Origin of the sequence: Pseudonocardia kunmingensis (assembly GCF_006716445.1) — a bacterium.
Classification (GTDB): Bacteria; Actinomycetota; Actinomycetes; order Mycobacteriales; family Pseudonocardiaceae; genus Pseudonocardia; species Pseudonocardia kunmingensis.
The window spans coordinates 407,348-429,681 of the sequence record NZ_VFPA01000002.1; the positions used below are offsets into that span (position 1 = coordinate 407,348).

The window sequence follows — 22,334 nt, forward strand, 5'->3', positions numbered from 1 at the left end:
GCGGGCATCCTGTCCCACCGAACTCCCAAGATCAAATGCTACGACCGGCTGAGCCCAAGCTGCCCAGTGAAGGTGGATGTGGCGGGATGTGCCCTGCTGTCGACAGCAGGGTCGGCCGGATCGGCTCGTACGTGGGTGCCCTGACGGCAGAGGTCACGCGGTGATCAGCGGTAGGCCGGCCGCACGGGCGTTGCCGAAGATGTCGTCGATCGCGACGACATCGTGGCCGCAGGCGTCGAGCAGCCCGGCTACGACGGAGGCCCGGTACCCGCTTGCGCAGTGCACCCAGACTGGGCCGGGTGGGACCTCGCCGAGCCGGCCGAGGATCTCGTGGATCGGGATCCCGACCGACCCCTCGATGTGTTCGGTCGTGCGCTCGGCGTTCCGGCGGACGTCGAGCACCGCGGGCCGCTCGCCGCGGTCGAACGCGGCGGCCAGGTCGGCGAAGGTGGCCTGCGGGAAGCTGCGTAGGGGCGTGTCGCCGGCCCAGTCCTCCGGCTTGCCGGTGGCCATCGCTGCCGGCCGGTCGATCCCGATCCGGACGAGCTCGCGCTGGGCCTCGGTGACCTCGGCGGGCGTCTCGCCGAGCAGGGTCACTGGGGTACCCCAGGGCATGAGCCAGCCCAGGTAGGTGACGAACTGCCCGCCCAAGCCGATGTTGACCGTGCCCGCGACGTGCCCGGCGGCGAACGCGGTGCCGGTGCGCAGGTCGACGACCCACTCCCCGGCCTCGATCCGGCGGCGCAGCTCGGCCGGGTCGGCTTCGGCCAGCGGGGACAGATCGATCTCGTCCGGGCCGGCGGCGTTGGCCGGGCACATATGGGCGTAGTAGGCGGGAAAGGCGTCCAGCCCGGCGAGCAGCTCGCGGACATAGCGTTCCTCGTCGGCGGTTAGCGCCGGGTTGACGGCCTTCTCCGCGCCGATCGTGCTGGCATCGCCGCCCGACTGGGTGGCCGAGCAGAAGCTGCCGAACCCGTGCGTCGGGTAGACCGCCGTGCTGTCGGGCAGCTCGTTGGCCAGCCGTCGGGCCGAGTGCCACTGGGCGTGGACGAGGGTGTCGGTGTGGGCCGGGCCGAGCAGGTCGGGACGGCCGGTGGAGCCGTAGAGCAGGGAGCCGCCTGTAAAGACGCCGACCGATTGGCCGCTCTCGTCTTCGACGGCGAACGACAGGTGGGTGTGGGTGTGGCCGGGAGTGTGCAGCACGCAGACCCGCATCCGGCCGACCGTGACGACGTCACCGTCGCGAACCCCGACGCGGTCGAACGAGACCGGGTCGTCGGCGTTGAGTAGGTAGCGCGCGCCGACCGCACGGGCCAGCCGGTAGCCGCCGGTCACGTAGTCGTTGTGGATGTGCGACTCGAACACGTGGGTGATCCGGACGCCGGCCCGCTCAGCCAGCTCGCGGACCCGGTCGTGGTCGCGCTGCGGGTCGACGACGAGAGCGACCTCGCCGTCGTGCGCCAGGTAGCTGCGGTCGCCGAGGCCGGGGGTGTCGAGGGTCAGGACGGTGATCATGAGGATCGGGTCTCCTCTCGCTGCGGGCTACCCCAAGAGTTTCTCCGCGCAGCCCACGACGCGCGGACGACAGGCTCAATGTTCGGTCATTTTGGCACGGCGGGCGTCGGATGTGACACTTCTCGCGCCAAAGTCGGGGGCGCGCTCGGGCGAACCCCTGGAAATCGGACGTTGTGTCGCGCTGCACAGGGTCATAGCCTGTATTGTGCGGACATTTGAGGAGGCGTGGCCATGGCTGGACACCGGATCGTGATCGTCGGGGGCGGCAGCGCGGGCATCAGCGTGGCGGCGCGGCTACGCCGGGTGGGGGAGAGCGACGTCGCGGTGATCGATCCCGTGGTCACGCACTACTACCAGCCGCTGTGGACCCTGGTCGGCGGTGGACGCGCGCCGATCGAGGAGAGCGCGCGGCCGCAAGCGTCGGTGATGCCGAAGGGCGTGACCTGGATCCAGAAGGCTGCGGTGTCGGTGGACCCCGACGCCCGCACCGTCGAACTCGACGACGGGTCGAGCGTCGAGTACTCCTACCTGGTCATGTGCCCAGGTATCCAGCTGGACTGGGCGAAGGTGACCGGGTTGTCAGACGCGCTGGGGCGCGACGGCGTCTCCAGCAACTACCGCTACGAGCTCGCCCCGGCGACCTGGTCGTTCGTGCGCGAACTGCGCAAGGGCACCGCGGTGTTCACCATGCCCGGCGGTCCGATCAAGTGCGCGGGCGCGCCGCAGAAGATCGCCTACCTCGCCGCCGACTATTGGCGCAAGGAGGGCGTGCTACGCGACATTGACGTGCACCTGGTGCTCCCGACGCCCGGCATGTTCGGCGTGAAGGAGTTCGCGCAGGTGCTCGAGGGTGTGGCCCGGCGCTACCGGATCAACGTCCACTTTCAGAGCGAGATGACGTCGGTGAACCCGGTGGCCAAGGAGATCGCCGTCGCGAGCGGCGACTCCACCACGACTCTTCCCTACGACGTGTTGCACGCGGTCCCGCCGCAGAGCGCGCCGGACTGGGTGAAGAAGTCGGCACTGGCCGACCCGAACTCGCCCGCGGGCTACGTCGAGATCGACAAGCACACGATGCAGCACACCCGGTACTCGAACGTCTTTGCGCTCGGCGACGCCGGCTCCTCGCCCAACTCCAAGACCGGGGCGGCGATCCGCAAACAGGCCCCCGTCGTCGTGGAGAACCTCCGAGACGTGATGGCGGGGCGGGCTCCGGGGGCGCGCTACGAGGGTTACGCCTCCTGCCCGCTGACGACGTCACGCAACCACATGCTGCTCGCCGAGTTCGACTACTCGATGACGCCGAAGCCGTCCATCCCGTACATCGACACGATCAAGGAACGCCGCGACATGTGGTACCTCAAGCGCTACGGGTTGCCTGCCATGTATTGGAACGCCATGCTTCGTGGCTTGGCCTGACCTCCGGCGTCGCCCCGGGGGATGGATGCGTGACCGGCACGCTGCGGTCCGCCGCCGGCGTGGCCAGTGGCGGCGTGGCGTACGTCAGCTCACCGGTCGATCACACGTCGTGTACCGGTTCGCCACTAGCCGGCTGTCGATCGACGACCGCCGCTGTCGCGCGTGGTTCTGACGCGGGCCGCCTTTCCCGGCCGCTCTCATTCCGTTGGCCCCCGCGACCTGACGCCCGCGTGAACCCTGTCGTCTCCCCGTCTGCTGGGGTGTCCCGTTCCCGCGACTGCCGCGGTCCCGCCCACCTCGCCGTCCGGACCTGCTCGCTCGGACCGCCGCGAGCGGTCGTGTCACGAACGAGGCCGATGATCCATTCTGACGCTCGGCCCGGCGTGGCGGGCGGCACCCTCGACGAGGTTGCATTGCGCGCTTAAATGACCGTACATTAACGGTCATGAGTGGCGACGGGACGACGATCGGTCCGGCAACGTTGCGGCGCCGGCCGGGACGGCTGCTCTGGGAGCAGTTGCTCGACGACCTGCGACGACGGCTCGACGCCGATGAGTTCACCGGCGGGTTTCCCGGTGAGCACTCGCTGGTTGAGGAGTACGGGGTCAGCCGGCAGACCGTCCGGCAGGCGGTGAGGGTGCTGCGTGAGGAGGGCCTCGTCGTCGGGACGCGGGGACGCCCGTCCCGACTGGCCGAACCGGTGGAGATCGTCCAGCGGCTCGGGGCGCTTTACAGCCTCTACGAGTCGGTCCGGGCGATGGGGCTGGAGCAGGAGAACGTCGTGCGTGCGCTGGACGTGCGCGCTGACGGTGTCATTGCCGTCCGGCTCGGCCTGGAGGAGTCCACCCCGCTGGTGTACCTGGAGCGGCTGCGGTACGCCGGCGGCGCCCCGCTGGCTCTGGACCGGGTTTGGCTCCCGCACGATCTGGCCGCCCCGCTACTCGGGGCGGACTTCTCCAGCGGCGCGCTCTACGCGCGCTACGCCGAGCTGTGTGGCGTCGTGCTGACCGGCGGCGAGGAGACGATCCAGCCGATCCTGCCCACCCCGGCCGAGCACCGGCTGCTCGGCGGCAGCCCGTCGACCGCTGCGTTCTCGATCCGCCGGCTCGGTACCGCGAAGGGCAAGCCCGTCGAGTGGCGACAGACGCTGGTGCGTGGTGACCGCTTCGTGCTCCGCGCGGACTTCACCACCAGGACCGGCTACCAGCTGGACCTGCTCGGCTCGCCCGACCGGAAGGACCCCCGACGGTGACCCGCCCCCAAGACGCCCCGCAGATCGATCCCGCCGACGCCAACCGGCTGGCCGCAAACGGCGCACTGCTGCCGGACGTGCGCGAGCCCGGGGAATGGCGGGCCGGCCACATGGAGGGCGCTCTCTCCACGTCCCGCTCGGCGTCCTGGACCCCGCCGCGCTCGACCGGGGCCGGACGGTCGTGGTCGAGCGCCGGTCCGGCAACGCGGCCGTCGCACTCGCCGACGCCCGCAACATGGCTGGTGGGATGAAGGCCTGGGCACAGGCCGGGCTCCCGTTCGCCGACGACGACGGCAAGCCCGGAACCGTGGCGTGACTGGCGTCCTGGCCGGCGTGCTCGGTTTGGCCGTCGGCCTGGCCATCGGGACTTTTGGCGGTGGCGGCGGGGTCCTCGCCGTGCCCGCGCTGGTCTACGCGCTGGGGCAGGACGCCCGCACCGCTACCACCGGCAGCATCATCATCGTCGGGCTCGTCTCGGCGGCGGGGCTGCTCGCCCGGCTGCGCGCCCGCGCGATCAACTGGCGCACCGGGGTGGCATTCGGCATTGTCGGTGTCCCGACGGCGTGGGCGGGCTCGCTGGCCAACCGCGCCGTTCCGCAGCCGGTGCTGCTGCTGACCTTCGCCACGCTGACCCTACTGGTCGCGGTGCTCATGCTGGTCCGGACCAGGTCGTCCAGAACTCGGGACGGGCTCGATCCGGAGTCGCCGACAGAGGGCTCGGGGACGGCTGGTGCGATCGCCGTCCTCGCCACCGCGGCCTCGACCCGGACCCGGGTCGTGCGGGCGGTAAGAGTGATCACCAGCGGGGCCGTGGTCGGATTCCTCACCGGGTTTCTCGGCGTCGGCGGCGGGTTCCTGGTCGTCCCGGCGCTGGCGATGATGCTCGGCCTGCCCATGCCGCTGGCGATCGGCACGTCGCTGCTGGTCATCACGATCAACTCGGTCAGCTCCCTGGTCGTGCGGACCGGGCACCAGCAGCTGGACTGGGCGGTGGTGCTGCCCTTCGCCGCGGTCGCGATCGCCGGGGCGCTGGCCGGGAAGCTGACCGCCGACCGGATGTCCTCGGCCGGACTGAGCCGCGCGTTCGCCGTGCTGCTCCTGCTGGTCGGCGGGTTCGTCGGCATCGAGAGTGCGCTGAGCATCGGCGGCCTCTGAACCGGCACCAGAACGGGACCTCCCGAGCCGGGCCGGCCCCGTCCCGGGAGGTCAGGTCCCGGCCCGGGTGCACCAAACGAGGGCGATGACCGGCAGGACCGCGAGGGCGACAACCCCGCTGCTGCCACCGGCGCCGGCTTCCCGGCGCCGGTGGCACCAGCCGACCTCGCCCGGCCGGTGGGGCGGTCGAGATGGGCCAGGGGCGTCACCGGGTCGTCGCGCACATCCGCAGCCTTCTCGGACCCGGGCCACGGACCTCATTCCGCGACTGTTCCGATAGCGCACCCGCGACGGGCTGGAAGGTCCCCGGGGCCTCACCTGCCGTCACGGGAACCGGCCGAACGGTCCCGGCGACGCATCCCGTTCCGGAACTGATTGACGTAGAGGTCACGTCGAACTCCCACGTCGACGGTGCAGTCCGTGCGCGGCTTCGCCACGCACAGGAGCACGTAACCGTCGGCCGCCTGCTCTGGCCGGAGCGCGTAAGCCCGGCCCTGAGTCTGGTCGACCTCGCCCTCGACGACCGACGCAGCACAGGTCAGACAGGCCCCGAAGCGGCACCCGAAGGGCAGCCGGAACCCGGCGTCCTCCAGGGCCTCGAGCAGGAACCGATCGGCGTCGACGTGCACCACCCGCCCCTCGCGGTTGCGGATGGTGATGTCGTACCCCGTCACCTCACAGCCAGATGTCGGACGAGCAGTCTCCACCCGGGTAGCGCATCTCGTGCGCCCGAGCCGGACCCGCGGGTTCCTTGCCGAAGTCGACCAGGAACCCCTCGTCAATCTCCATGCCGCCGTTCTCGACGTCACAATTGATCTTGTACATGCATGAGCCCTGCGCGGCCATCTCCGGGTAGAACTGATTGTCCCAGCTGCTGAACAGCGACGTCGTGGTGTACAGCCGCTTACCGTCGAGCGAGAGCTGGATCATTTGCGCCGCACCGGCCACCGGGCGGCCGTTGACCTCGTCGGCCTTGCCGAGCAGACCACCGATCCACACCTGACCGGCCTGCCGCGGCTTCGACGGATCGGTGATGTCGTACTGGTTGACGCTGCCGTGCAACCAGTTCACGAAGTAGAGGTAGCGGTCGTCCATCGATACCAGGATGTCGGTCATCAGCCCGGGGACCGGGAACGACCAGCCCTCGACCTCCACCGGCGGGACGTCGATGACCTTCTCGACCTCCCACTCGCCGTTCGGCTTGTGCCAGTGAAACATGTTGGTGCTCAGTGCGGCGCCTACGTAGCCGTGTGTGCTGGCCGGGTCGTGCTGGAATCGCACCTCCAGCGGGATCGCCCCGTCCTCGCCCAGGTCCACGCTCTTGACGAGATTGCGGTTCTGCCAGTCCCAGAAGTGCAGCCGGCGTCCGTATTTCCCGGCCTCGACGTCGGCCAGATCGAACCCGCCGAGGTAGGTGTTCGGAGCCGCCCACTCGCTGGAGATCATCACGTTGTGCCGCGGCTGGTACCAGAAGTCGTAGCCGTACTCCATACCCGTGGAGTCGTTCTCCCACCGCCCGACGATGTCGAAGTTCGAGTCGAGGAGCAGGAAGCCTCCCGGCCCGTTGCCCTTCCCGTCGCCGAGCATGCTGATCATGACGTTGCCGTCGGCCAGGCAGTGCACCGTGTGCGGGGCCGTGAGATCGGCCTTCTCGATGATCTCCTCGGGCTCGATCACCTTGTGGATCTTCGGCGCACGGGGCTCCGCCGTGTCGATGATGTGGATGCGGCTGGACCGCTGCCCGCCGGCGATCAGGAACCGCCGCTGCCGGCTTGGGTCGCCATGACACGAGCTGCACGCGTTCCAGCCGAAATGGTGCAGCTCGTCGCCGACGTTGGGCATCGGCAGCCGGTGCACGACCTGCGAGTATGTCGGCGAGTCCGGATCCAGGTCGACAGTGGCCAGGTAGTCGGGCTCCACGACGTCCGTGCCGGTGTAGAGCGCGATCGTGTAGCCGATCTTCTCCGGCTCCGCCCGGGTGGCGTCCGCGGGAGTCGCGTATCCGGGTCCGCAACAGGTCGTCGACTCGGTCATCTGCACATCTCTCCTTCGAGACGGGTCCGGTTCCGGCCAGGTGCCGGAGGTGCGCGCCTGCATGCCATCGCGTGCCATCGGGCCCCGGTCACGAGTGAGCCTCGCGGACAGCGACTCGATTGTACTACATTCACGGTACGGCACGTGTCACACCCCACACAAGACCAACTGAGAGTTCGTCCAAGGTGGACCACTACCCGGCCCCTTTCCTCGGTTGCGTCCGCTACCTGGTGGTCGGAGAACGTCGGTTCGTAGTACGCATCCAACAGGAGCCGCACCACCTCGCCGACGAGCTTTTCCGACCAGGTCGGCAACCCCAACGTGCGGGTCTTCCCGTTCTGTTTCGAGATGTGCACCCGCCGCCCCGGGCGGAACCGGTAGCGCTCGAGGCGCATCGCATCGATGATGCGTACGATCTTCGCCTGGGACATGCCGTCCACGGTTTCCTGCGTGACCCCGGGCGTCATCGCGCCCTGGTTGGCGTAGATGGGCCCGTAGGCCAGCAGATACAACTGCGGGTTGAACAGTTGTCGATACAGTTCATCACACGGCAGGCCGCGCCGGCCGCGCTCACGCAGGACACCCAGCACCGTTTCGGCGTTCTGCATTACGCATACCTCCCGATCTGGTGGTGTCCGATCACCTGGCCTCCTTCGCCCGTGTAGGCGGTTTTCCCGCCCTCCCTGGCCGCTCCCTGGCCGGGCACGTCGTGAACAACAGTCCCGAATGGGCACCGGCCCTGCAGGAGCCGCGAGTGAGCCTTTGCCAACCTGCTGGACGGCCAGGTCAGGGCGTGTGCGGCGTGGCGTGACCTCGATTGGGTGAAGCTCCTGGTAGACGGTCGATTGCCTAGATCAATCCGCCTCACCAGGAGCTTCAAGGTGCTGTCCTACCCGTCCGGGATGACCGTGTCCAGCCGCGCCCTCGGCGTGCTGTCGGATGCGCTGCGAGCGCAGCGCAACCAGCGCCGGACTCGGTGGCGCAAGCTGCCCGCCGGCCGCCAGGCCCTGCTGGTCGTGGCCTTGTAGCGTGCCAAAATCCTCCACGCGGGGTGTGACCTGCGTTTTTGGGTGCAGTCAGGCAACTCGTCGGTACTCGTTGATCACGCCGCCGAGGACTCGGCGTCGGAGGATTGGGCCGTCGAGGGGGATGACGACGGCGGGGTCGTGGTTGGGTGGACGTTGTTCACGGCCCTGGTGCGGCCGGTGATCATTGAAGTGGCGGGTGAACTGGTCAATGACTGTGGCGGCGTGGCGTTCGTTGTAGATCAGGATCCGGTCGGTGCATTCTGATCGGACGGTGCGGACGAACCGTTCGGCGTAGCAGTTGGCCCGCGGGGTCCGTGGCGGGGTCTTCACCGCTTCGATGCCCTCGGAGGCGAACACGGCATCGAAGGATGGTCCGTACTTCCCGTCTCGGTCGCGGATGAGGAATCTGAACCCGGAGATCCGTTGGTCGAGGTCGGCCAGGAGGTTGCGGGCAGCCTGGGTGGTCCAGGCTGCGGTCGGGTGCGCGGTGACGCCGAGGATGTGGACGCGTCGGGTGCGGATCTCCATGACGAACAGGACGTAGAGCCTGCGCAGGCCGATGGTGTCGAGGTGGAAGAAGTCGGTGGCCAGCAGCCCTGCCGCTTGGGCGCGCAGGAAGGTTCGCCACTGGGTGTCGGTCCCTCGCGGCGCGGGGCCGCGACGGCCAGTGGCGAGGACGCGGCGGATGGTGCCGGCGCCGATGTGGTGCCCGAGTCTGGAGAGTTCTCCTTGGATGCGGCGGTGTCCCCAGCGCGGGTTCTCTCGTGCCAGGCGGATGACCAGGTCGCGGAGAGCGTCGTTGATGCGCGGGCGACCGGGCGGGCTTGGATAGGTCCATTTCTTTGTGATGAGGCGGCGGTGCCAGGTCAGGAGGGTGGCGGGTGTGACGAGTCGTTGGTGACGGAGTTTGCGGGGCAGGATCCGTGCCAGCGCGGACAGGATCGCGCGGTCTGGCCAGGACGGCCGAGGTGGACCAGCTTGGCGGCGAAGGACTATGACCTCATGCCGGAGCGTCAAGACCTCGGTGATCAACACAGTCCTGCAGCGGGAGAGCAGTGCCAGCCAACTGAGGATCTGCAGCGTGATCAAGTAGAGGGCAGATTCAGCCAGTCGAAGCATTCGCCTCGACGAGTTCGGTGAATAACTCGGAGGGCTTCTTCCAGTTGTGAATCTTACGGGGTCTGTCGTTGATGTCGGAAGCCACCATCGCCAAGTATGTCGGATCGGAGGTGATTGTCACACCTTTGGGGAAGTACTCGCGCACGATGCGGTTGAGGTTCTCGTTGCTGCCGCGCTCCCACGGGCTGTGCGGATGGGCGAAGTACACCGGCAGCCCGGTCGCGGTGATCGTGGCGTGTCGGGCCATCTCCGAGCCGCAGTCCCAGGTCAGCGAGCGACGGATCTGGTCGGGCAGGCCGTGGGTGGCGGCGATGACCGCGTCACCCACGGTCAACGAGTCACGCCCGGTTAAGGGCACCAGGATGAGGAACCGGGAGGTGCGCTCGACCAGCGTCGCGACCGCGGTCTTGCCGCCCTTGCCGATCACGAGGTCCCCCTCCCAATGCCCGGGCACCTGACGGCCCTCGACCTCGGCCGGGCGGTCGTCGATGTAAACCGGCTCCCGGATCCGCGGCGCCGGCTCGGGGCGCCGCCCGCCCTTGCGGGCCTTACGGCCGGTGCGCAGGCTGATCAGTTCGCTGGCCAGGGTGGACACCGGCTGGGCGTAGACCCACTGGTAGATCGCCTCGTGAGACACCCGGCAAGCCTGGTCGCTGGCGTACTCGACCGGCAACCGGCCCGCGATCGAGGCCGGGGACCACCCGTCGCGCAGCTGCTGACACACCACTGCCCGCAGCCGGGGTGAGCGCTCCACGGCGAACCGCTTCGGCCGCTCGCGCGCGGCGCACGCCGTGGTGTCCGCGACCACCGCCCGATACCCGCCACGGCCGCCGTGACGGGCCACCTCGCGCGAGATCACCGACGCATCGCGCCCGAGCCGCAACCCGATCTCGGTGAACTGCAGGCCCTCGGCCAGGCCACGGGAGATCTCCTCACGATCCGACAACATCAACATCACGCGCACGGCGGGCATCCTGTCCCACCGAACTCCCAAGATCAAATGCTACGACCGGCTGAGCCCAAGGAGCAGACGTACGGCCATGCTGCTGATCATTCCCTGGCCTGATCAAGGGTGAACCTGCAGGTCACGGGCCTGACATTGAGTTTTGGCACGGTACAGGGAAGTGGAAGACCGTGACCGTCTATGCGATCACCAGCCTGGCCGCGTTCCAGGCCGACCCGGTCCTGCTCGCCCGCTGGATTCGCGGGCAATGGTCGATTGAGAACCGGCTCCACTGGGTTCGCGACGTCTCCTTCGACGAGGACCGCTCCCAGGTCCGCACCGCCCACGGACCGCAGGTCATGGCCGCACTACGCAACCTCGCGATCACCGCGCTGCGCCTGTCCGGGGCCACCAACATCGCCGCCGCGCTTCGCCATCACGCCCGCGACACCAGCCGGCCGCTCGCCACCTACGCGATCACGTGACGACCTTGCCGGGGCCCTGTTGCTCGCCCCGCCTCGTCGACGCCGTGCGATCCTTCACGGCGAGAGGCTCAGGGCCACGGGCGCCGGTGAGGTGGCTTTCGATGCCGGCACTGCTCGGTCGCGGGTGTTGACCAGCTGGCCCCACAACGCGATGTCGGCCAGCTGGTCCGCGATCTCCTCATGAGGCAGGAGCCCGTCGGGGTCAAGCCATACCCACGAGTAGTTGAAGATTCCCAGCAAACCCTTCACCGAGATCGGGTCCGCGCTCCGGAAGATCCCCTGGTCGACGCCCTGCCGCAGGACGACTGCCCAGACGCGCTCCCAGCGCGCTCGAAGGCCCTCGAGCTTCGTTCGGTACTCACCATCGAGGTGGTGGCCATCGCGGAAGTACACGGTGATCTCGGGTAGATGGTCGGCGATGGTCTTCATCTGATATCGGCTCAGCCTGCGCAGCTTCTCGTCGGCCGGCAACTCCATGTCGATCAGGGCCTCTGCAACCTCCAACGGCTCTTCGACATGGCGCTTGGAAATCTGGTAGAGCAGATCTTCCTTGCTCTTGATGTGGTGGTAGAGGGCCCCTTTGCCGATATTAGCCGCCTCGCAGAGCTCTGCCACTCCGGTGGCCGCATACCCTTTCGCCGCGAAGAGTTCACCTGCCACGCGGAGGATGCGCTGCTTGGTCGTCTCTTCGCTCACGGGTTGGTCAACTCCATGTCCTCGGAGTGGCGCGCGGCGCCTTTGAGGAGCTCGCGGGCGATCACGAGCTGCTGGATGGTCGGCGTGCCTTCTTCGAGCCAGTTTAGCCGGGCGTCGCGGTACAGCCGCTCTATCGGATGCCGGCGGGTGTATCCGATGCCGCCGTGCACGAGCAGGGCGCGGTCGGTGACCCGACCGACGGCTTCCAGCCCGAAGAGCTTGCAGATCGAGGCCTCCTGAGGGATGCGGCGCCCGGCGTCCCACTTGGCGGCCGCATCGTCGAGCAGCAGCCGCAGGGCGTGTACGTCGGTGGCCATCTCGGCGAGGTAGCGCTGGACGGCCTGGCGGGAGGCAATGGGCTTGCCGAACGTCACCCGCTGCTGCGCGAAGCGCACCGAGAGATCGAGGGCGTACTCGGCCGTGCCGAGCGAGGACGCGGCGACAAGGACACGGCTGATCTCCAGCGCTCGCTCCATACCCTCGGCGCCGGATCCCTCGGCGCCGAGACGGTTGGTCTGCGGTACCCGGACGTCGGTGAAGGTCAGCAGACCGTGCTGGCCACCCTTGCAGCCCATGGTCTCGGGCAGCTCCTCGATCCGCAGGCCGGGCGCGTCGCGCTCGACGGTGACGACGGAGAGGGTGGAGCCGGTCCTGGCGAACACCATGAAGTGGCTGGCGAAGTCGGAGTTCGTGATCAGCCATTTGCGACCGTTGATCACGTAGTCGTCGCCGTCGGCGACCGCGGTCGTCGCGGTGTCGAGGCCGGTGCCCGAGTCGGGCTCCGTGAGGCCGAAGGCGACCGACCGCGCGCCGTCCGCGACCCCGGGCAGCACCGCATCGCGCTGCCGTTCGTCGGCGAGCTCCCAGAACGCGTGGCCCATGGAGTTGTGCACGTGCACCAGCGCGCGGATGCCGCCGTGCACCTTTGCGAACTCGGCGATGATCGGCAGGTACTGCGCGATGCTGAGCCCGTGCCCGCCGTACTCGGTCGGGATGAGCAGGCCGAAAGCGCCCATCTCGCGGAGAGCCGGCCAGATCTTCTCGCGGGGGATCGACTCGTGCTCCTCGATCTCCTCCTCCAGCGGAGCGAGGTCGCGCCACATCGATGCGAAGATCGCGGCGCGGAAGTCCTCGTACGCGGTGGGGTCCATCATGTCGCCTCCTGGGCTTGCTGGGGATTCGGTGGGGGCGCGGAGCAGGTCAGTGCGCGGCCATGCCGCCGTCGACGGCGAAGGTCTGACCCGTCACGTAGCCGGCCTGGTCGGACACGAGGTAGGCGACGAGGCCTGCGACCTCGTCGGGCCTGCCGAAACGGCCGAGCGGGGTCTTACGGAGGATCGCGGCGCTCAGCGCGTCGTGGCCGCGCATGCCGCTGGTCAGGTCGGTCTCGATGTAGCCGGGGGCGACGCCGTTGACCCGCACGCCGCGCGGCGCCCAGTCGACGGCGAGGGTGAGCGTCATCGCGTCGAGCCCGCCCTTGGTGGCCACGTAGGGCATGCCGCGGGGGGTTCCGACCCTGGCCGTGACCGAGGAGATCGAGACGATGCTGCCCCCGCCCTGTGCCAGCATCCGCCTGCCCGCGGCCTGCACCGCGAAGAAGATGCCACGCAGGTTGACATCGACGATCTCGTCCCACATCTCGACGGTGAGGTCCTCGGCGCGAACGAAGTGCGGGTTCACCCCGGCGTTGGCGACGAGGCTGTCGACCCGGCCGAACCGGTCCACCGCGGCCTGCACTGCCGCGTCGGATGCGCTCGCGTCGCGGACGTCGAGCTCCACGGCGAGTGCGGTGGCGCCGAGACCGCGCGCCTCCTCCGCGACCGCCTCGGCCGCGGCGCGGGTACGGCCGGTGACGACCACCGTGGCTCCGGACGCTGCGAGCACGCGCACGCAGGCCGCGCCGATCCCGCGCGTGCCACCGACCACCAGGACGACCTTGCCGGCGCAGCCGTCGGTGCGGGATGGGGACGGTATGGACGCCTGCCCGTCAGCCGACATGGCGGTCCCGTCCGGCCCAGAGGCGCTCGCGGAGCTGACGACGCATGATCTTGCCGGAGCCTGTTCGCGGCAGCTCCTCGACGAACTCGACGGCGCGAGGTTTCTTGTAGGTCGCCAGCCGGGCCAGGCACGCGGCGACGACGTCCTCTGCGGTCAGAGCGGCGCCAGGGCGGGGGACGACAACGGCAACGACTGCCTCACCCCACTGCTCGTCGGGCGCCCCGACCACCGCGACCTCGTGCACGTCGGGCAGCGCGGAGATCGCGTTCTCGACCTCGGTGGGATAGACGTTGTAGCCGCCGGTGACGATCATGTCCCGCTTGCGGTCGACGACGTAGAGGTAGCCGTCGGCGTCGATCCGACCGAGGTCGCCGGTGGCGGCCCAGCCGTCCTCGTCGATCATCTCGGCGGTCTGCTCCGGGCGCTCCCAGTACCCCGCCATCACGACGTCGCCGCGCACGACGATCTCGCCGACCTCGCCGGCAGGGAGCGGCGCGCGCTCCTCGTCGCAGATCCGTAGCTCGACGAACGGGTTGACCCGCCCGGCCGAGGCGAGCCGCGGCGGCACGGGGCCGTCGACGGCGAACCGGTGGTCGCCGGGGGAGAGCGCGGCGAGCGGCATCGGGGTCTCGGACAGGCCGAAGAACTGCACGAACACATCGCCGAACGCGGTGACTGCGCGGGCGAGCCGGTCCGGGGCGATGCCGGACCCGCCGTACACGATCGTGCGCATGCTCGACACGTCCGCTGTCCGCGCCTCCGCCGCGGGCAGCAGCATGTTGAGCATTGTCGGCACGAGCGGCATCGCCGTCACGCGGTGCCGCTCGATCGCCTGGACGACCTGTGCCGGGTTGAACTGCGGGCTCACGATGTGGAAGGCGCCGCGGGCGCTGTAGGTGGGCTCGACATAGCCGCTGAAGTGGCTGAGCGGGGCGACGTGCAGCATCACCTCGTCGGCCTCGATCGGCGGCAGCTCGATCATCGAATTGCGAATCATCGCCGCCCAGTTGCCGTGGGTGAGCATCGCGCCCTTCGGCCGCCCGGTGGTACCCGAGGTGTAGAGCAGCGCGCAGAGCTCGTCCGGGCCGGGCAGGTCCTCGGGCGCGCCCGGGTCGGCGCGGTCGATCAGCTCGGCGTAGGGCACGGCATCCGGGGCAGCACCTGCCATGCCGATCACATGCTCCACCGACGGCATCCGGTCGCGCACGGCCGGGATCCGCTGGGCCCAGTCCTCGTCGACGAACAGGAACCGGGCTCGGCAGTCCTCGACGAGCTCGACCACCTCGAGCGGGTGCAGCTTGCTGCTCGGCGCCACCCGGACGAACCCGCCGACGAACGCAGCCTGGCTGACCTCGATGAACACGGGACTGTTGGCCCCGAGCACGGCGACGCGATCGCCACGGGTGGCGCCGAGCGCGGTCAGGGCCGCGACCACGCGGTGCACCCGTCGGCCGAGGTCGGCGTAGCTGTGCACGACGTCGCCGTCGAGCAGGGCAGGCTTGGACCCGTAGCGGGCGTAGCTGGCCTCAAGGATCGAGGCGACGGAGACGGGGGAGGTCCGGCGCGTCACCGGAACCGGGTAGGTCATCGTCGACCTCCTGTCAGACGCTGAGGATGGTGACCGACGCCGCGGCGTGGTCCGGGCCGAGGAAGCCGCCCGCGTTCTCCGCGAGGCCCACGCGGGCCCCGGGTACCTGCCGGCCGCCGGCCCGTCCGCGCAGCTGGTCGGCGAGTTCGACGAGCTGGGCGCAGCCGGTGGCCCCGACCGGGTGGCCCCTGCTGAGCAGCCCGCCGCTGGGGTTGACCGGGATGCGGCCGCCCAGCGCGGTGGCGCCCGACGCCAGCAGTCCAGGCCCGTCGCCCTCCGGGCACAGATCCAGCTCCTCGTAGATCTGCAGCTCGGCGGGCGCCGCGGCGTCGTGCAGCTCCACGACGTCGAGGTCCCCGGGGCCCAGCCCTGCCCTGTCGTAGGCCCGCCGGGCGGTGCGCACGGGGGCAAGCTCGTGCTGGTCGCTGCCGGAGAGCACCTTCGTCGCGCGGACGGCGACGCCCGGCACCCCGAGCCGCCGAGCGCGCTCGGCGGAGCACAACACGAGCGCCGCCGCGCCGTCGCCGATCGGCGAGCACATCAGCAGCGTGATCGGGTCGCTGATCATCCGGCTCTCCAGCACCTGCGCCTCGGTGACCTCGTTGCGGTACTGGGCCTTCGGGTTGAGCGCGCCGTGGCGGTGGTTCTTCGCCGTGACCGCGGCGAAGTCGGCGGCGGTCGCGCCGCTGCGCCGCATGTACTCGCGGGCGGCGTGCGCATAGACGTCCATGAACAGCGACCCTGTGCCCGCGGCGGCGTCGCCGTCGGGGTAGATCAGCGCGCGGAGGTCGTCGCGACGGTCCAGGTCGACGGCTGCGGCGAGCGCCGCGAACGAGCGGGCCTTGTCCGGGTGCACGAGCTTCTCGGCCCCGACGGCGAGAGCGACCTCGTACTGCCCCGACGCTACTGCCATGTGCGCGAGGCAGAAGGCCGAGGAGCCCGACGCGCAGGCATTCTCGACGTTGACCAGCGGGATGCCCAAGAGCCCCGCCTCGCGCAGCGCCACCTGGCCGCGGATCATCTCCTGCCCGCTGATGAGACCGGCGGTGGCGTTGGCGAAAAACGCGATCTCCACGTCGTCCGGACCGATGCCCGCGTCCCGCAGTGCCTCGGCCACCGCCGTGCCGGCGAGGTTCTTCAGGCTCCGGCCGGGGAACTTGCCGAAGGGCGTCATGCCGGTGCCGACTACCTGCACGTGCTCCACGCGTCGCCTCCTTCTGTACCGACCGAACGGTACAGAGCGCCCCAGGGGCGGTCAACGGGGTCGCTCCGCCGCTAGAAGCCCCCACTCTCACCCTTGACGGTCCTGTGATGTGGCTAATACGGTCTGGCTCAATGTACCGGTCGGTCGGTACAAGCCGTAGGGCTCGACGGGCCGCAGTTGTGTCTGCCGAGCTCCGCGCTCGCCCCATTGGAGTGGTGATGAACGGTGACAGCGCACTGCCAGGCGACCCGATCCCGCCCGTGGTCGCGGCGGACCAGAGCCCCACATACCTGCAGCTGATGCGGATCCGCCGGAGGACCGCCGCCGTCGGACTCGGGCTGGCGTGCGGGTGGCTGCTGCTGTGGATGGCGGCGTACGCCTTTGGCCAGAGCCTCCTCAGCACCCCGGTGGTCGGGCCGCTGACACTCGCGCCGGTCTTCACGCTCAGCCAGTTCGTCGCCGTCGCGCTCGGCACGGCCTACTACATGCGGTCGTCTGCCCGCCGCGTGCAGCCCCTGCTCGACGCGGTGACCGGTGAGGGAGCGACCCGATGAACAGCGCACTGACCCTGACGGTGTTCGGTCTGCTCATCGCTGTGACGCTGGGCGTCACCTGGTGGGCGGCGAGCCGGACCCGCAGCGCCGAGGACTTCTATACCACGGGACGCACCATCGGCGGGCTGCAGAACGGCCTGGCCATCGCCGGGGACTACCTGTCGGCGTCGACCTTCCTCGGCGTCGCCGGCCTGGTGTTCCTGATGGGCGTCGACTCGTTCGTGCTGCTCGGCGCCACGCTCGTGTCGTTCCTGCCGATCCTGTACCTGTTCGCCGAGCGGCTGCGCAACACGTCGGAGTTCACGGTCGGCGCCGTTCTGGCCGCACGGTTCAACGAGCCGGCCGTCCGGGCCGCCGCCGCCCTCGCCACCCTGTGCGTGGCCGGTGCCTACCTCGTGGCGCAGTTCGTCGGCGCGAGTGTGATCATCACGCAGCTCACCGGCATCTCCACGACTGCTGCGGTGATCGCGACCGGCGCGCTGATGATCGTCTACGTCACGTTCGGCGGGATGCTGGCCACCACATGGATCCAGATCGTCAAGGCCACCCTGCTGATCACGGTGGGCGTGCTGATCGCGATCGGCGTCCTCGTCCAGGCCGGGGGCAACCCCTTCACGCTGCTGCGCGACGCGGCCGCGGCATCCCCCGACGGGGCCGCCTACCTGCAACCGGGCCTGCTGCTGGCTCCGGACGAGCCGGTGGAGACGATCTCGTACTTCGTCACGTTCGCGTTGGGCAGCATCGCCCTGCCGCACATGCTGATCCGCTTCTTCACCGTGCGCACCACCACGGCCGCCCGCCGGTCGGCGGCGTGGGCGATCGGCTTCATCGGCTCGTTCTACCTGGTCATCGTCGTGGTCGGACTCGGCGCGCGGGCCTACCTCGGTCCGGGCGCGGAGAAGCAGGTCGGCGCGGGCGCCAACTTCACCGCCCCGGCGATCACCGAGTTCGTCGCGGGCGGGCCCGGCTCGTTGCTGGGGGGCATCGCGCTCGCCGTGGTGAGCGGCGTCGCCTGCGTCACGATCCTCGCCGTCGTCGCCGGCTTGCTGATCTCCGCGGCCGGGGCAGTGGCGCATGACCTCTGGGCCAACCGGAGCGGGCGCGCGCACGACCCGAAGGGTGAGGCGACCGTGGCCCGCCTCGCGTCGGTCGGCATCGGCGTGGTCGCGGTGGTCCTCACCCTCGCGCTGGGCAGCCAGCTGAACATCACGGTGCTCATCGGCGTCGCGCTCGCGGTGGCTGCCAGTGCGAACCTGCCGTCGCTTGCCTGCGCGTTGTTCTGGCCCGGGTTCACCACCCGGGGCGCGGTGGCCGGCATCCTGGTCGGCCTGGTCAGCTCCGTGGTCCTCATCGCGCTCGGGCCGGCCGTCTGGCCGGGCGACGAGCCGCCGTTCCCGTACACCTACCCGGTGCTGGTCTCCATCCCGCTGGGGCTGCTCGGCTGCTGGCTGGGTTCGGTCGCCTCCGGAGGGGCCACCCGCGGGCGCTACCGCGCGCTGCGGTTCCGCGCGGAGACCGGGTTGGCACTGGACGGGCCGACGGCAGACGAGCTGCAGCCGCAGCCGGGGAGGAGCGCCGACCGTGCTCGCTCCTGACCTGGTGCTGCCCGCACTCGTCGCCCGCCGTGCGGCCGAGACCCCGGATCGGGTCTACCTGGAGGATGCAGGAGGCAGGACTCTCACCTACGCGCAGACCGATCGCGAGGCGAAGCGCTGGGCGCAGGCATACCGCGAGGTCGGGGTCAGCGCGGGCGACACGGTCCTGGCGATGCTCCCGATGAGCGCGCTCGCGCTGTGCTCGTGGCTCGGCCTGGGCCGACTGCGGGCGATCGAGGTGCCCGTGAACACCGCGTACCGGAACCGGATGCTGGCCCATGTCGTCGCGGACTCGGCCGCGTCGGTCGTGGTCGTCGCGGCGAAGTACCTGCCGCAGCTCGCCGAGATCGCCGACCAGGTGCCCGGGCTGCGCACCGTGGTCGTCACCGACGCCGAGGCCGCCGGCGCGGACCGGCCCACGCTGCCCTGGGAGGTCCTCGACGCCCGCGGACTGCTGCCGGCCGACCCGCCCGCAGCCGACCCCGCTGAGGAGGCGCCGTCCGGTCGCGACACCTGCGCGATCCTCTACACCTCCGGCACCACCGGGCCCCCGAAGGGCGTGCAGGTGGCCTGGGCCCAGCTGCACGCCACCGCCACCGGCATGCCGCCCTACCCGCAGCTGACCGCCGACGACACGTACTACTGCCCCTACCCGCTGTTCCACGTCGGCGGCAAGCACCCTCCCTACCTCATGGCACTGGCCGGTGGTCGGGTCGTCGTCAAGGACGGGTTCCGCACGCAGGAGTTCTGGCCGGACATCCGCCGGCACGGATGCACCGTGACGTTCCTGCTGAGCGCGATGTCGAAGTTCGTCGAGTCGCTGCCAGCGGCGCCCGATGACGCCGACCGCCCGCTCCGTCACGTGATCATGGTGCCGCTGCTGCCCGAGCTCGACGCGTTTCGGAAGCGCTTCGACGTCGAGGTCAGCACTATCTTCAACATGACCGAGATCAGCACGCCGATCCGGTCGGACGGTGCGGACCTCGTCGACGGCCGCAGCTGCGGTCGGCTACGTCCCGGCTACCAGGCGCAGGTCGTCGACGAGAACGACGATCCGGTGCCGCACGGCGAGGTCGGCGAGCTGGTGGTGCGCGGGGACGTCCCGTGGACCCACATGTCGGGGTACTGGCGGCTGCCGGAGAAGACCGCGGAGAGCTTCCGCAACCAGTGGTTCCACACCGGCGACGCGTTCACCCGCGACGCCGAGGGCAACTTCTACTTCGTCGAGCGGATGAACGACGTCATCCGGCGTCGCGGGGAGAACATCCCGTCCAGCGAGGTCGAGGCCGAGGCCACCACCCACCCGGACATCGCGGAATGCGCGGTGGTCGGAGTGCCGTCCCGGTGGGGAGAGCACGAGATCAAGGCCGTCGTCGTGCCCGAGCCCGGACGGACCCCCGCTCCGGCCGACCTGCACGCCTACCTGGTCGAGCGGCTCCCACGGTTCATGGTGCCGCGCTACGTCGAGCTGGTGGCGGAGCTCCCGCTGACCGCGACCCAGAAGGTGAGCAAGTCCGCGCTGCGCGCGGCCGGAATCACCGCGCAGACCTGGGACAGCAGCCCCGAGACGGAGCGGTAAGAGACGCAATGGGCATGTACTACGAAGACTTCACCCTCGGGCAGGCCTTCACGATGCCGACCCGGACCATCACCGAGACCGATCTCGTGTCCTTCTCCGAGCTGTCCGGCGACCACAACGCGCTGCACACGGACGAGGAGTTCGCGAAGACCACCGCGTACGGGCAGCGCGTGGTGCACGGGCTGCTCGGCGTCTCGGTGATCACGGGCCTCCTCGACCGGATCGGCATCTTCGAGGGCACCGCGGTGGCGTTGCTCGGAATCGACGGCTGGAGGTTCCGGGCGCCGATCTTCGTGGGCGACACCGTGACCAGTCGGATGGTCATCGAGGGCAAGCGACCCACCCGCCATCCCGAGCGGGGCCTCGTCGAGCGGTGGTTCGAGCTGGACAACCAGCACGGAGAGCGCCTGCAGGAGGGGCACATGCCTGGCCTCGTGCTCCGCCGCAACCCCGGCGGCGAGGGCTGACGTGAGCACCCGGACGTGGTGGTCGGCGCTGGAGGATGCGGCGAGGGGCCCGCGCGCGGGGGAGGACGCGTTCGTCTTCGCTGCACCCACCTGGTGCTCGCGGCTGACCTTCGCCGCGTGGCGGCGCTCGTCGCATGTCATGGCCGCCGGGCTCGCCGCCCTCGGCGTCGGCCGAGGGGACCGCGTGGCCGTCGCCTCGCCCGGCAGCCCGATCTGGCCGGTCGCCCAGACCGCCTGCAGCCACCTGGGAGCGATCCTCGTCCCGGTCAACGTCCGCTACCGGCGCGACGAGCTGGCGCACGTGCTGGCGCTTGCCCGACCGCGTGTGCTGTGTGCCGTCGAGACCGTGCACGTGCACGACCTTCGCCGGCTGCTGGAGGAAGCGATCGCCGAGGCGGGGGAGCGCGGCGCTCCCGCGCCGACGGCGGTGTGGCTGACGTCCCCGGACCTCGAGCTGCACACCGCGCGGGCGGGTGCGCCTGACGTCGCGCCGGCGGCGGACCCGGGTGCCGCCTCGTCCTGGGCGGAGTTCCGCGCCCTCGCCGGCGCCGCGCCCGTCCCGGCACCGGCCGGGCGCGCCGACGACCCGGTGCTGCTGCAGTTCACCTCCGGCACCACCGCCTTCCCCAAGGGCGCACTGCTCGACAGCACGGCCACGCTCGGCACCGCGCACCACCTCGCCGAGCGCATGGGTCTGACCGAGCGGGACACCGTGTTCAGCACCCAGCCCTACTACCACGTGGGCGGAACAGTCGCGACCACGTTGATCGCGCTGACGCACGGCTGCACGATGGTCTCGCCGGAGCGGTACACCCCCGACGAGGTCTTCCGACTCGTCCGCGAGCTGGGCTGCACCGCGCGCAGCGGCCAGGCCGCGATGTATGCCGCCGAGCTCGCGCACCCCGACTTCTCCCCCGAGCACTTCCGGACGGTGCGCCGCGGATGGGCCGTCGGGACCCCGCAGCTCATGCGCGCGATCCGCGAGCGTATGGGCGTGGAGCACGTCGTCCCGCTCTACGGGCTGACCGAGGCGGCCGGCATCAGCACCGCCGCCGCGTGGGACGACGACCCGGACGTGCGTGACGCCACGGCGGGGCGCGCGCTGCCCGGCCTGGAGCTGGGGATCCTCGCGAACGGCGCGGTGTCCACCGAGCCCGGCCCGACCGGCGAGGTGTGCGTGCGCGGGTGGGCCCTCATGCGGGGCTACTACGAGGACCCCGACGCCACGGCCGCCGCGATCGACGCGGACGGCTGGCTGCACACCGGCGACCTCGGCCGGCTCGACGAGCGCGGGTACCTGCACTTCGTCGACCGGCTCAAGGACATGATCAAGCCGGGTGGCGAGAACGTCGCAGCCGCCGAGGTCGAGCGGGTGATCGCGGAGCTCGACGGTGTCGATCGAGTCGCCGTCGTCGGAATGCCCGACGAGCGCCTCGGCGAGGTGCCCGCCGCATTCGTGGAGCTGCGCGCCGGCACCGGCCTCGACCCCGACAGCATCGTGCAGCATTGCGCCGTGCGGATGGCCAGCTTCAAGGTCCCGCGCCGGGTGCTCGAGACCAGCGACTGGCCCGTCACCGAGAGCGGCAAGGTCCAGAAGCACCTCCTCAAACAGCGGCTGGCCGATGTCGGGCGCGCCGCTGGGACGGTCGGCACGTCCGGCTAGGCCGCCCGCACGACCCATCCGACAACGACGTCCCGAGGAG

At 70.2% G+C, this 22,334-nt stretch carries 22 protein-coding genes; 11 read left to right on the top strand and 11 right to left on the bottom strand.

The window, feature by feature from the left end; translation table 11 throughout:
- Positions 1–153: 153 nt before the first annotated feature.
- The gene (locus FB558_RS17735; RefSeq protein WP_142054885.1) at positions 154–1,515 is read right to left on the bottom strand and encodes an MBL fold metallo-hydrolase; all 1,362 of its coding nucleotides are present in this window, start codon (positions 1,513–1,515) and stop codon (positions 154–156) included.
- Positions 1,516–1,746: 231 nt separating this feature from the next.
- On the opposite strand from FB558_RS17735, the gene FB558_RS17740 reads away from it, so the two are divergent.
- The 4 genes from FB558_RS17740 (at position 1,747) to FB558_RS17755 (ending at position 5,341) form a co-directional block, all read left to right on the top strand.
- Positions 1,747–2,934: an NAD(P)/FAD-dependent oxidoreductase gene (locus FB558_RS17740; RefSeq protein ID WP_142054887.1), complete on the top strand. Its 1,188-nt coding sequence runs from the start codon at positions 1,747–1,749 to the stop codon at positions 2,932–2,934.
- Between the two features lie 445 nt (positions 2,935–3,379).
- Positions 3,380–4,186 carry a GntR family transcriptional regulator gene (locus tag FB558_RS17745; protein ID WP_142054889.1) on the top strand — a complete coding sequence of 269 codons (807 nt, stop codon included), beginning with the start codon at positions 3,380–3,382 and terminating at the stop codon, positions 4,184–4,186.
- A 181-nt stretch (positions 4,187–4,367) separates the two neighbouring features.
- A complete protein-coding gene (locus FB558_RS45210) occupies positions 4,368–4,502 on the top strand; it encodes a hypothetical protein (protein ID WP_281288643.1) in 135 nt (44 codons plus the stop codon).
- Positions 4,499–5,341, top strand: coding sequence for a sulfite exporter TauE/SafE family protein (locus FB558_RS17755; RefSeq protein ID WP_170231369.1), 843 nt, complete (start codon positions 4,499–4,501; stop codon positions 5,339–5,341). The genes FB558_RS45210 and FB558_RS17755 overlap by 4 nt, the downstream gene beginning before the upstream one ends.
- Before the next feature lie 314 nt (positions 5,342–5,655).
- Here the strand turns inward: FB558_RS17755 and FB558_RS17760 are convergent, their stop codons facing one another.
- From FB558_RS17760 to FB558_RS43940, 3 genes are read right to left on the bottom strand one after another with little or no spacing between them, the layout of a single operon-like run.
- Positions 5,656–6,048 (bottom strand): 2Fe-2S iron-sulfur cluster-binding protein, encoded by a 393-nt coding sequence (locus FB558_RS17760; RefSeq protein ID WP_342787387.1) that lies wholly within the window; start codon positions 6,046–6,048, stop codon positions 5,656–5,658.
- Positions 6,017–7,375: a selenium-binding family protein gene (locus FB558_RS17765; protein ID WP_142054893.1), complete on the bottom strand. Its 1,359-nt coding sequence runs from the start codon at positions 7,373–7,375 to the stop codon at positions 6,017–6,019. Before FB558_RS17765 ends, FB558_RS17760 begins: the two co-directional genes overlap by 32 nt.
- The gene (locus FB558_RS43940; protein WP_211366655.1) at positions 7,372–7,983 is read right to left on the bottom strand and encodes an RNA-dependent RNA polymerase family protein; all 612 of its coding nucleotides are present in this window, start codon (positions 7,981–7,983) and stop codon (positions 7,372–7,374) included. Before FB558_RS43940 ends, FB558_RS17765 begins: the two co-directional genes overlap by 4 nt.
- Positions 7,984–8,256: 273 nt before the next feature.
- Here FB558_RS43940 and FB558_RS17775 point away from each other — a divergent pair, with 273 nt between their 5' ends.
- Positions 8,257–8,403 carry a hypothetical protein gene (locus FB558_RS17775; protein WP_246106591.1) on the top strand — a complete coding sequence of 49 codons (147 nt, stop codon included), beginning with the start codon at positions 8,257–8,259 and terminating at the stop codon, positions 8,401–8,403.
- Between the two features lie 48 nt (positions 8,404–8,451).
- Here FB558_RS17775 and FB558_RS44565 read toward each other — a convergent pair whose 3' ends face one another.
- Together FB558_RS44565 and FB558_RS17785 are read right to left on the bottom strand one after the other, a co-directional pair.
- Entirely contained in the window at positions 8,452–9,492 is a 1,041-nt protein-coding gene (locus tag FB558_RS44565) for an integrase core domain-containing protein (protein ID WP_246106592.1), read from the bottom strand.
- Between the two features lie 13 nt (positions 9,493–9,505).
- Positions 9,506–10,477, bottom strand: coding sequence for an IS30 family transposase (locus FB558_RS17785; RefSeq protein ID WP_246106683.1), 972 nt, complete (start codon positions 10,475–10,477; stop codon positions 9,506–9,508).
- Between the two features lie 179 nt (positions 10,478–10,656).
- Between FB558_RS17785 and FB558_RS45695 the strand changes: the two genes are divergently transcribed.
- A complete protein-coding gene (locus tag FB558_RS45695) occupies positions 10,657–10,950 on the top strand; it encodes a transposase (RefSeq protein WP_211366656.1) in 294 nt (97 codons plus the stop codon).
- A 54-nt stretch (positions 10,951–11,004) separates the two neighbouring features.
- On the opposite strand, the gene FB558_RS17795 is transcribed toward FB558_RS45695, so the two are convergent.
- Genes FB558_RS17795 through FB558_RS17815 form a run of 5 tightly spaced genes read right to left on the bottom strand, consistent with a single transcriptional unit; the run spans position 11,005 to position 16,436 of the window.
- On the bottom strand, positions 11,005–11,646 hold the full coding sequence (locus FB558_RS17795) for a TetR/AcrR family transcriptional regulator (RefSeq protein ID WP_170231370.1): 642 nt from the start codon (positions 11,644–11,646) through the stop codon (positions 11,005–11,007).
- On the bottom strand, positions 11,643–12,800 hold the full coding sequence (locus FB558_RS17800) for an acyl-CoA dehydrogenase family protein (protein WP_142054897.1): 1,158 nt from the start codon (positions 12,798–12,800) through the stop codon (positions 11,643–11,645). Before FB558_RS17800 ends, FB558_RS17795 begins: the two co-directional genes overlap by 4 nt.
- Before the next feature lie 46 nt (positions 12,801–12,846).
- Positions 12,847–13,644 (bottom strand): SDR family NAD(P)-dependent oxidoreductase, encoded by a 798-nt coding sequence (locus FB558_RS17805; protein ID WP_142054899.1) that lies wholly within the window; start codon positions 13,642–13,644, stop codon positions 12,847–12,849.
- Complete coding sequence (locus FB558_RS17810; RefSeq protein WP_142054902.1) at positions 13,634–15,232, bottom strand: AMP-binding protein; 1,599 nt, start codon at positions 15,230–15,232, stop codon at positions 13,634–13,636. Before FB558_RS17810 ends, FB558_RS17805 begins: the two co-directional genes overlap by 11 nt.
- A gap of 13 nt (positions 15,233–15,245) precedes the next feature.
- Positions 15,246–16,436: a thiolase family protein gene (locus tag FB558_RS17815; protein WP_142054904.1), complete on the bottom strand. Its 1,191-nt coding sequence runs from the start codon at positions 16,434–16,436 to the stop codon at positions 15,246–15,248.
- 218 nt (positions 16,437–16,654) lie between these two features.
- Here FB558_RS17815 and FB558_RS17820 point away from each other — a divergent pair, with 218 nt between their 5' ends.
- From FB558_RS17820 to FB558_RS17840, 5 genes are read left to right on the top strand one after another with little or no spacing between them, the layout of a single operon-like run.
- A complete protein-coding gene (locus FB558_RS17820) occupies positions 16,655–16,990 on the top strand; it encodes a DUF485 domain-containing protein (RefSeq protein ID WP_170231371.1) in 336 nt (111 codons plus the stop codon).
- Positions 16,987–18,585: a solute symporter family protein gene (locus FB558_RS17825; RefSeq protein WP_142054908.1), complete on the top strand. Its 1,599-nt coding sequence runs from the start codon at positions 16,987–16,989 to the stop codon at positions 18,583–18,585. The genes FB558_RS17820 and FB558_RS17825 overlap by 4 nt, the downstream gene beginning before the upstream one ends.
- Positions 18,572–20,164, top strand: a complete 1,593-nt coding sequence (locus FB558_RS17830; RefSeq protein WP_142054910.1) for an AMP-binding protein — start codon at positions 18,572–18,574, stop codon at positions 20,162–20,164. Before FB558_RS17825 ends, FB558_RS17830 begins: the two co-directional genes overlap by 14 nt.
- A 14-nt stretch (positions 20,165–20,178) precedes the next feature.
- Complete coding sequence (locus FB558_RS17835; protein ID WP_211366658.1) at positions 20,179–20,631, top strand: MaoC/PaaZ C-terminal domain-containing protein; 453 nt, start codon at positions 20,179–20,181, stop codon at positions 20,629–20,631.
- A gap of 1 nt (position 20,632) precedes the next feature.
- Positions 20,633–22,294, top strand: coding sequence for a class I adenylate-forming enzyme family protein (locus FB558_RS17840; RefSeq protein ID WP_142054914.1), 1,662 nt, complete (start codon positions 20,633–20,635; stop codon positions 22,292–22,294).
- The last annotated feature ends 40 nt before the right edge of the window (positions 22,295–22,334 follow it).

Coding starts and splice junctions, on each gene's coding strand:
- FB558_RS17735 (WP_142054885.1), bottom strand. CDS start 1,515: ATGATCACCGTCCTGACCCTCGACACCCCCGGCCTCGGCGACCGCAGC.
- FB558_RS17740 (WP_142054887.1), top strand. CDS start 1,747: ATGGCTGGACACCGGATCGTGATCGTCGGGGGCGGCAGCGCGGGCATC.
- FB558_RS17745 (WP_142054889.1), top strand. CDS start 3,380: ATGAGTGGCGACGGGACGACGATCGGTCCGGCAACGTTGCGGCGCCGG.
- FB558_RS17765 (WP_142054893.1), bottom strand. CDS start 7,375: ATGACCGAGTCGACGACCTGTTGCGGACCCGGATACGCGACTCCCGCG.
- FB558_RS43940 (WP_211366655.1), bottom strand. CDS start 7,983: ATGCAGAACGCCGAAACGGTGCTGGGTGTCCTGCGTGAGCGCGGCCGG.
- FB558_RS17785 (WP_246106683.1), bottom strand. CDS start 10,477: ATGTTGATGTTGTCGGATCGTGAGGAGATCTCCCGTGGCCTGGCCGAG.
- FB558_RS17800 (WP_142054897.1), bottom strand. CDS start 12,800: ATGATGGACCCCACCGCGTACGAGGACTTCCGCGCCGCGATCTTCGCA.
- FB558_RS17805 (WP_142054899.1), bottom strand. CDS start 13,644: ATGTCGGCTGACGGGCAGGCGTCCATACCGTCCCCATCCCGCACCGAC.
- FB558_RS17810 (WP_142054902.1), bottom strand. CDS start 15,232: ATGACCTACCCGGTTCCGGTGACGCGCCGGACCTCCCCCGTCTCCGTC.
- FB558_RS17820 (WP_170231371.1), top strand. CDS start 16,655: ATGAACGGTGACAGCGCACTGCCAGGCGACCCGATCCCGCCCGTGGTC.
- FB558_RS17825 (WP_142054908.1), top strand. CDS start 16,987: ATGAACAGCGCACTGACCCTGACGGTGTTCGGTCTGCTCATCGCTGTG.
- FB558_RS17835 (WP_211366658.1), top strand. CDS start 20,179: ATGTACTACGAAGACTTCACCCTCGGGCAGGCCTTCACGATGCCGACC.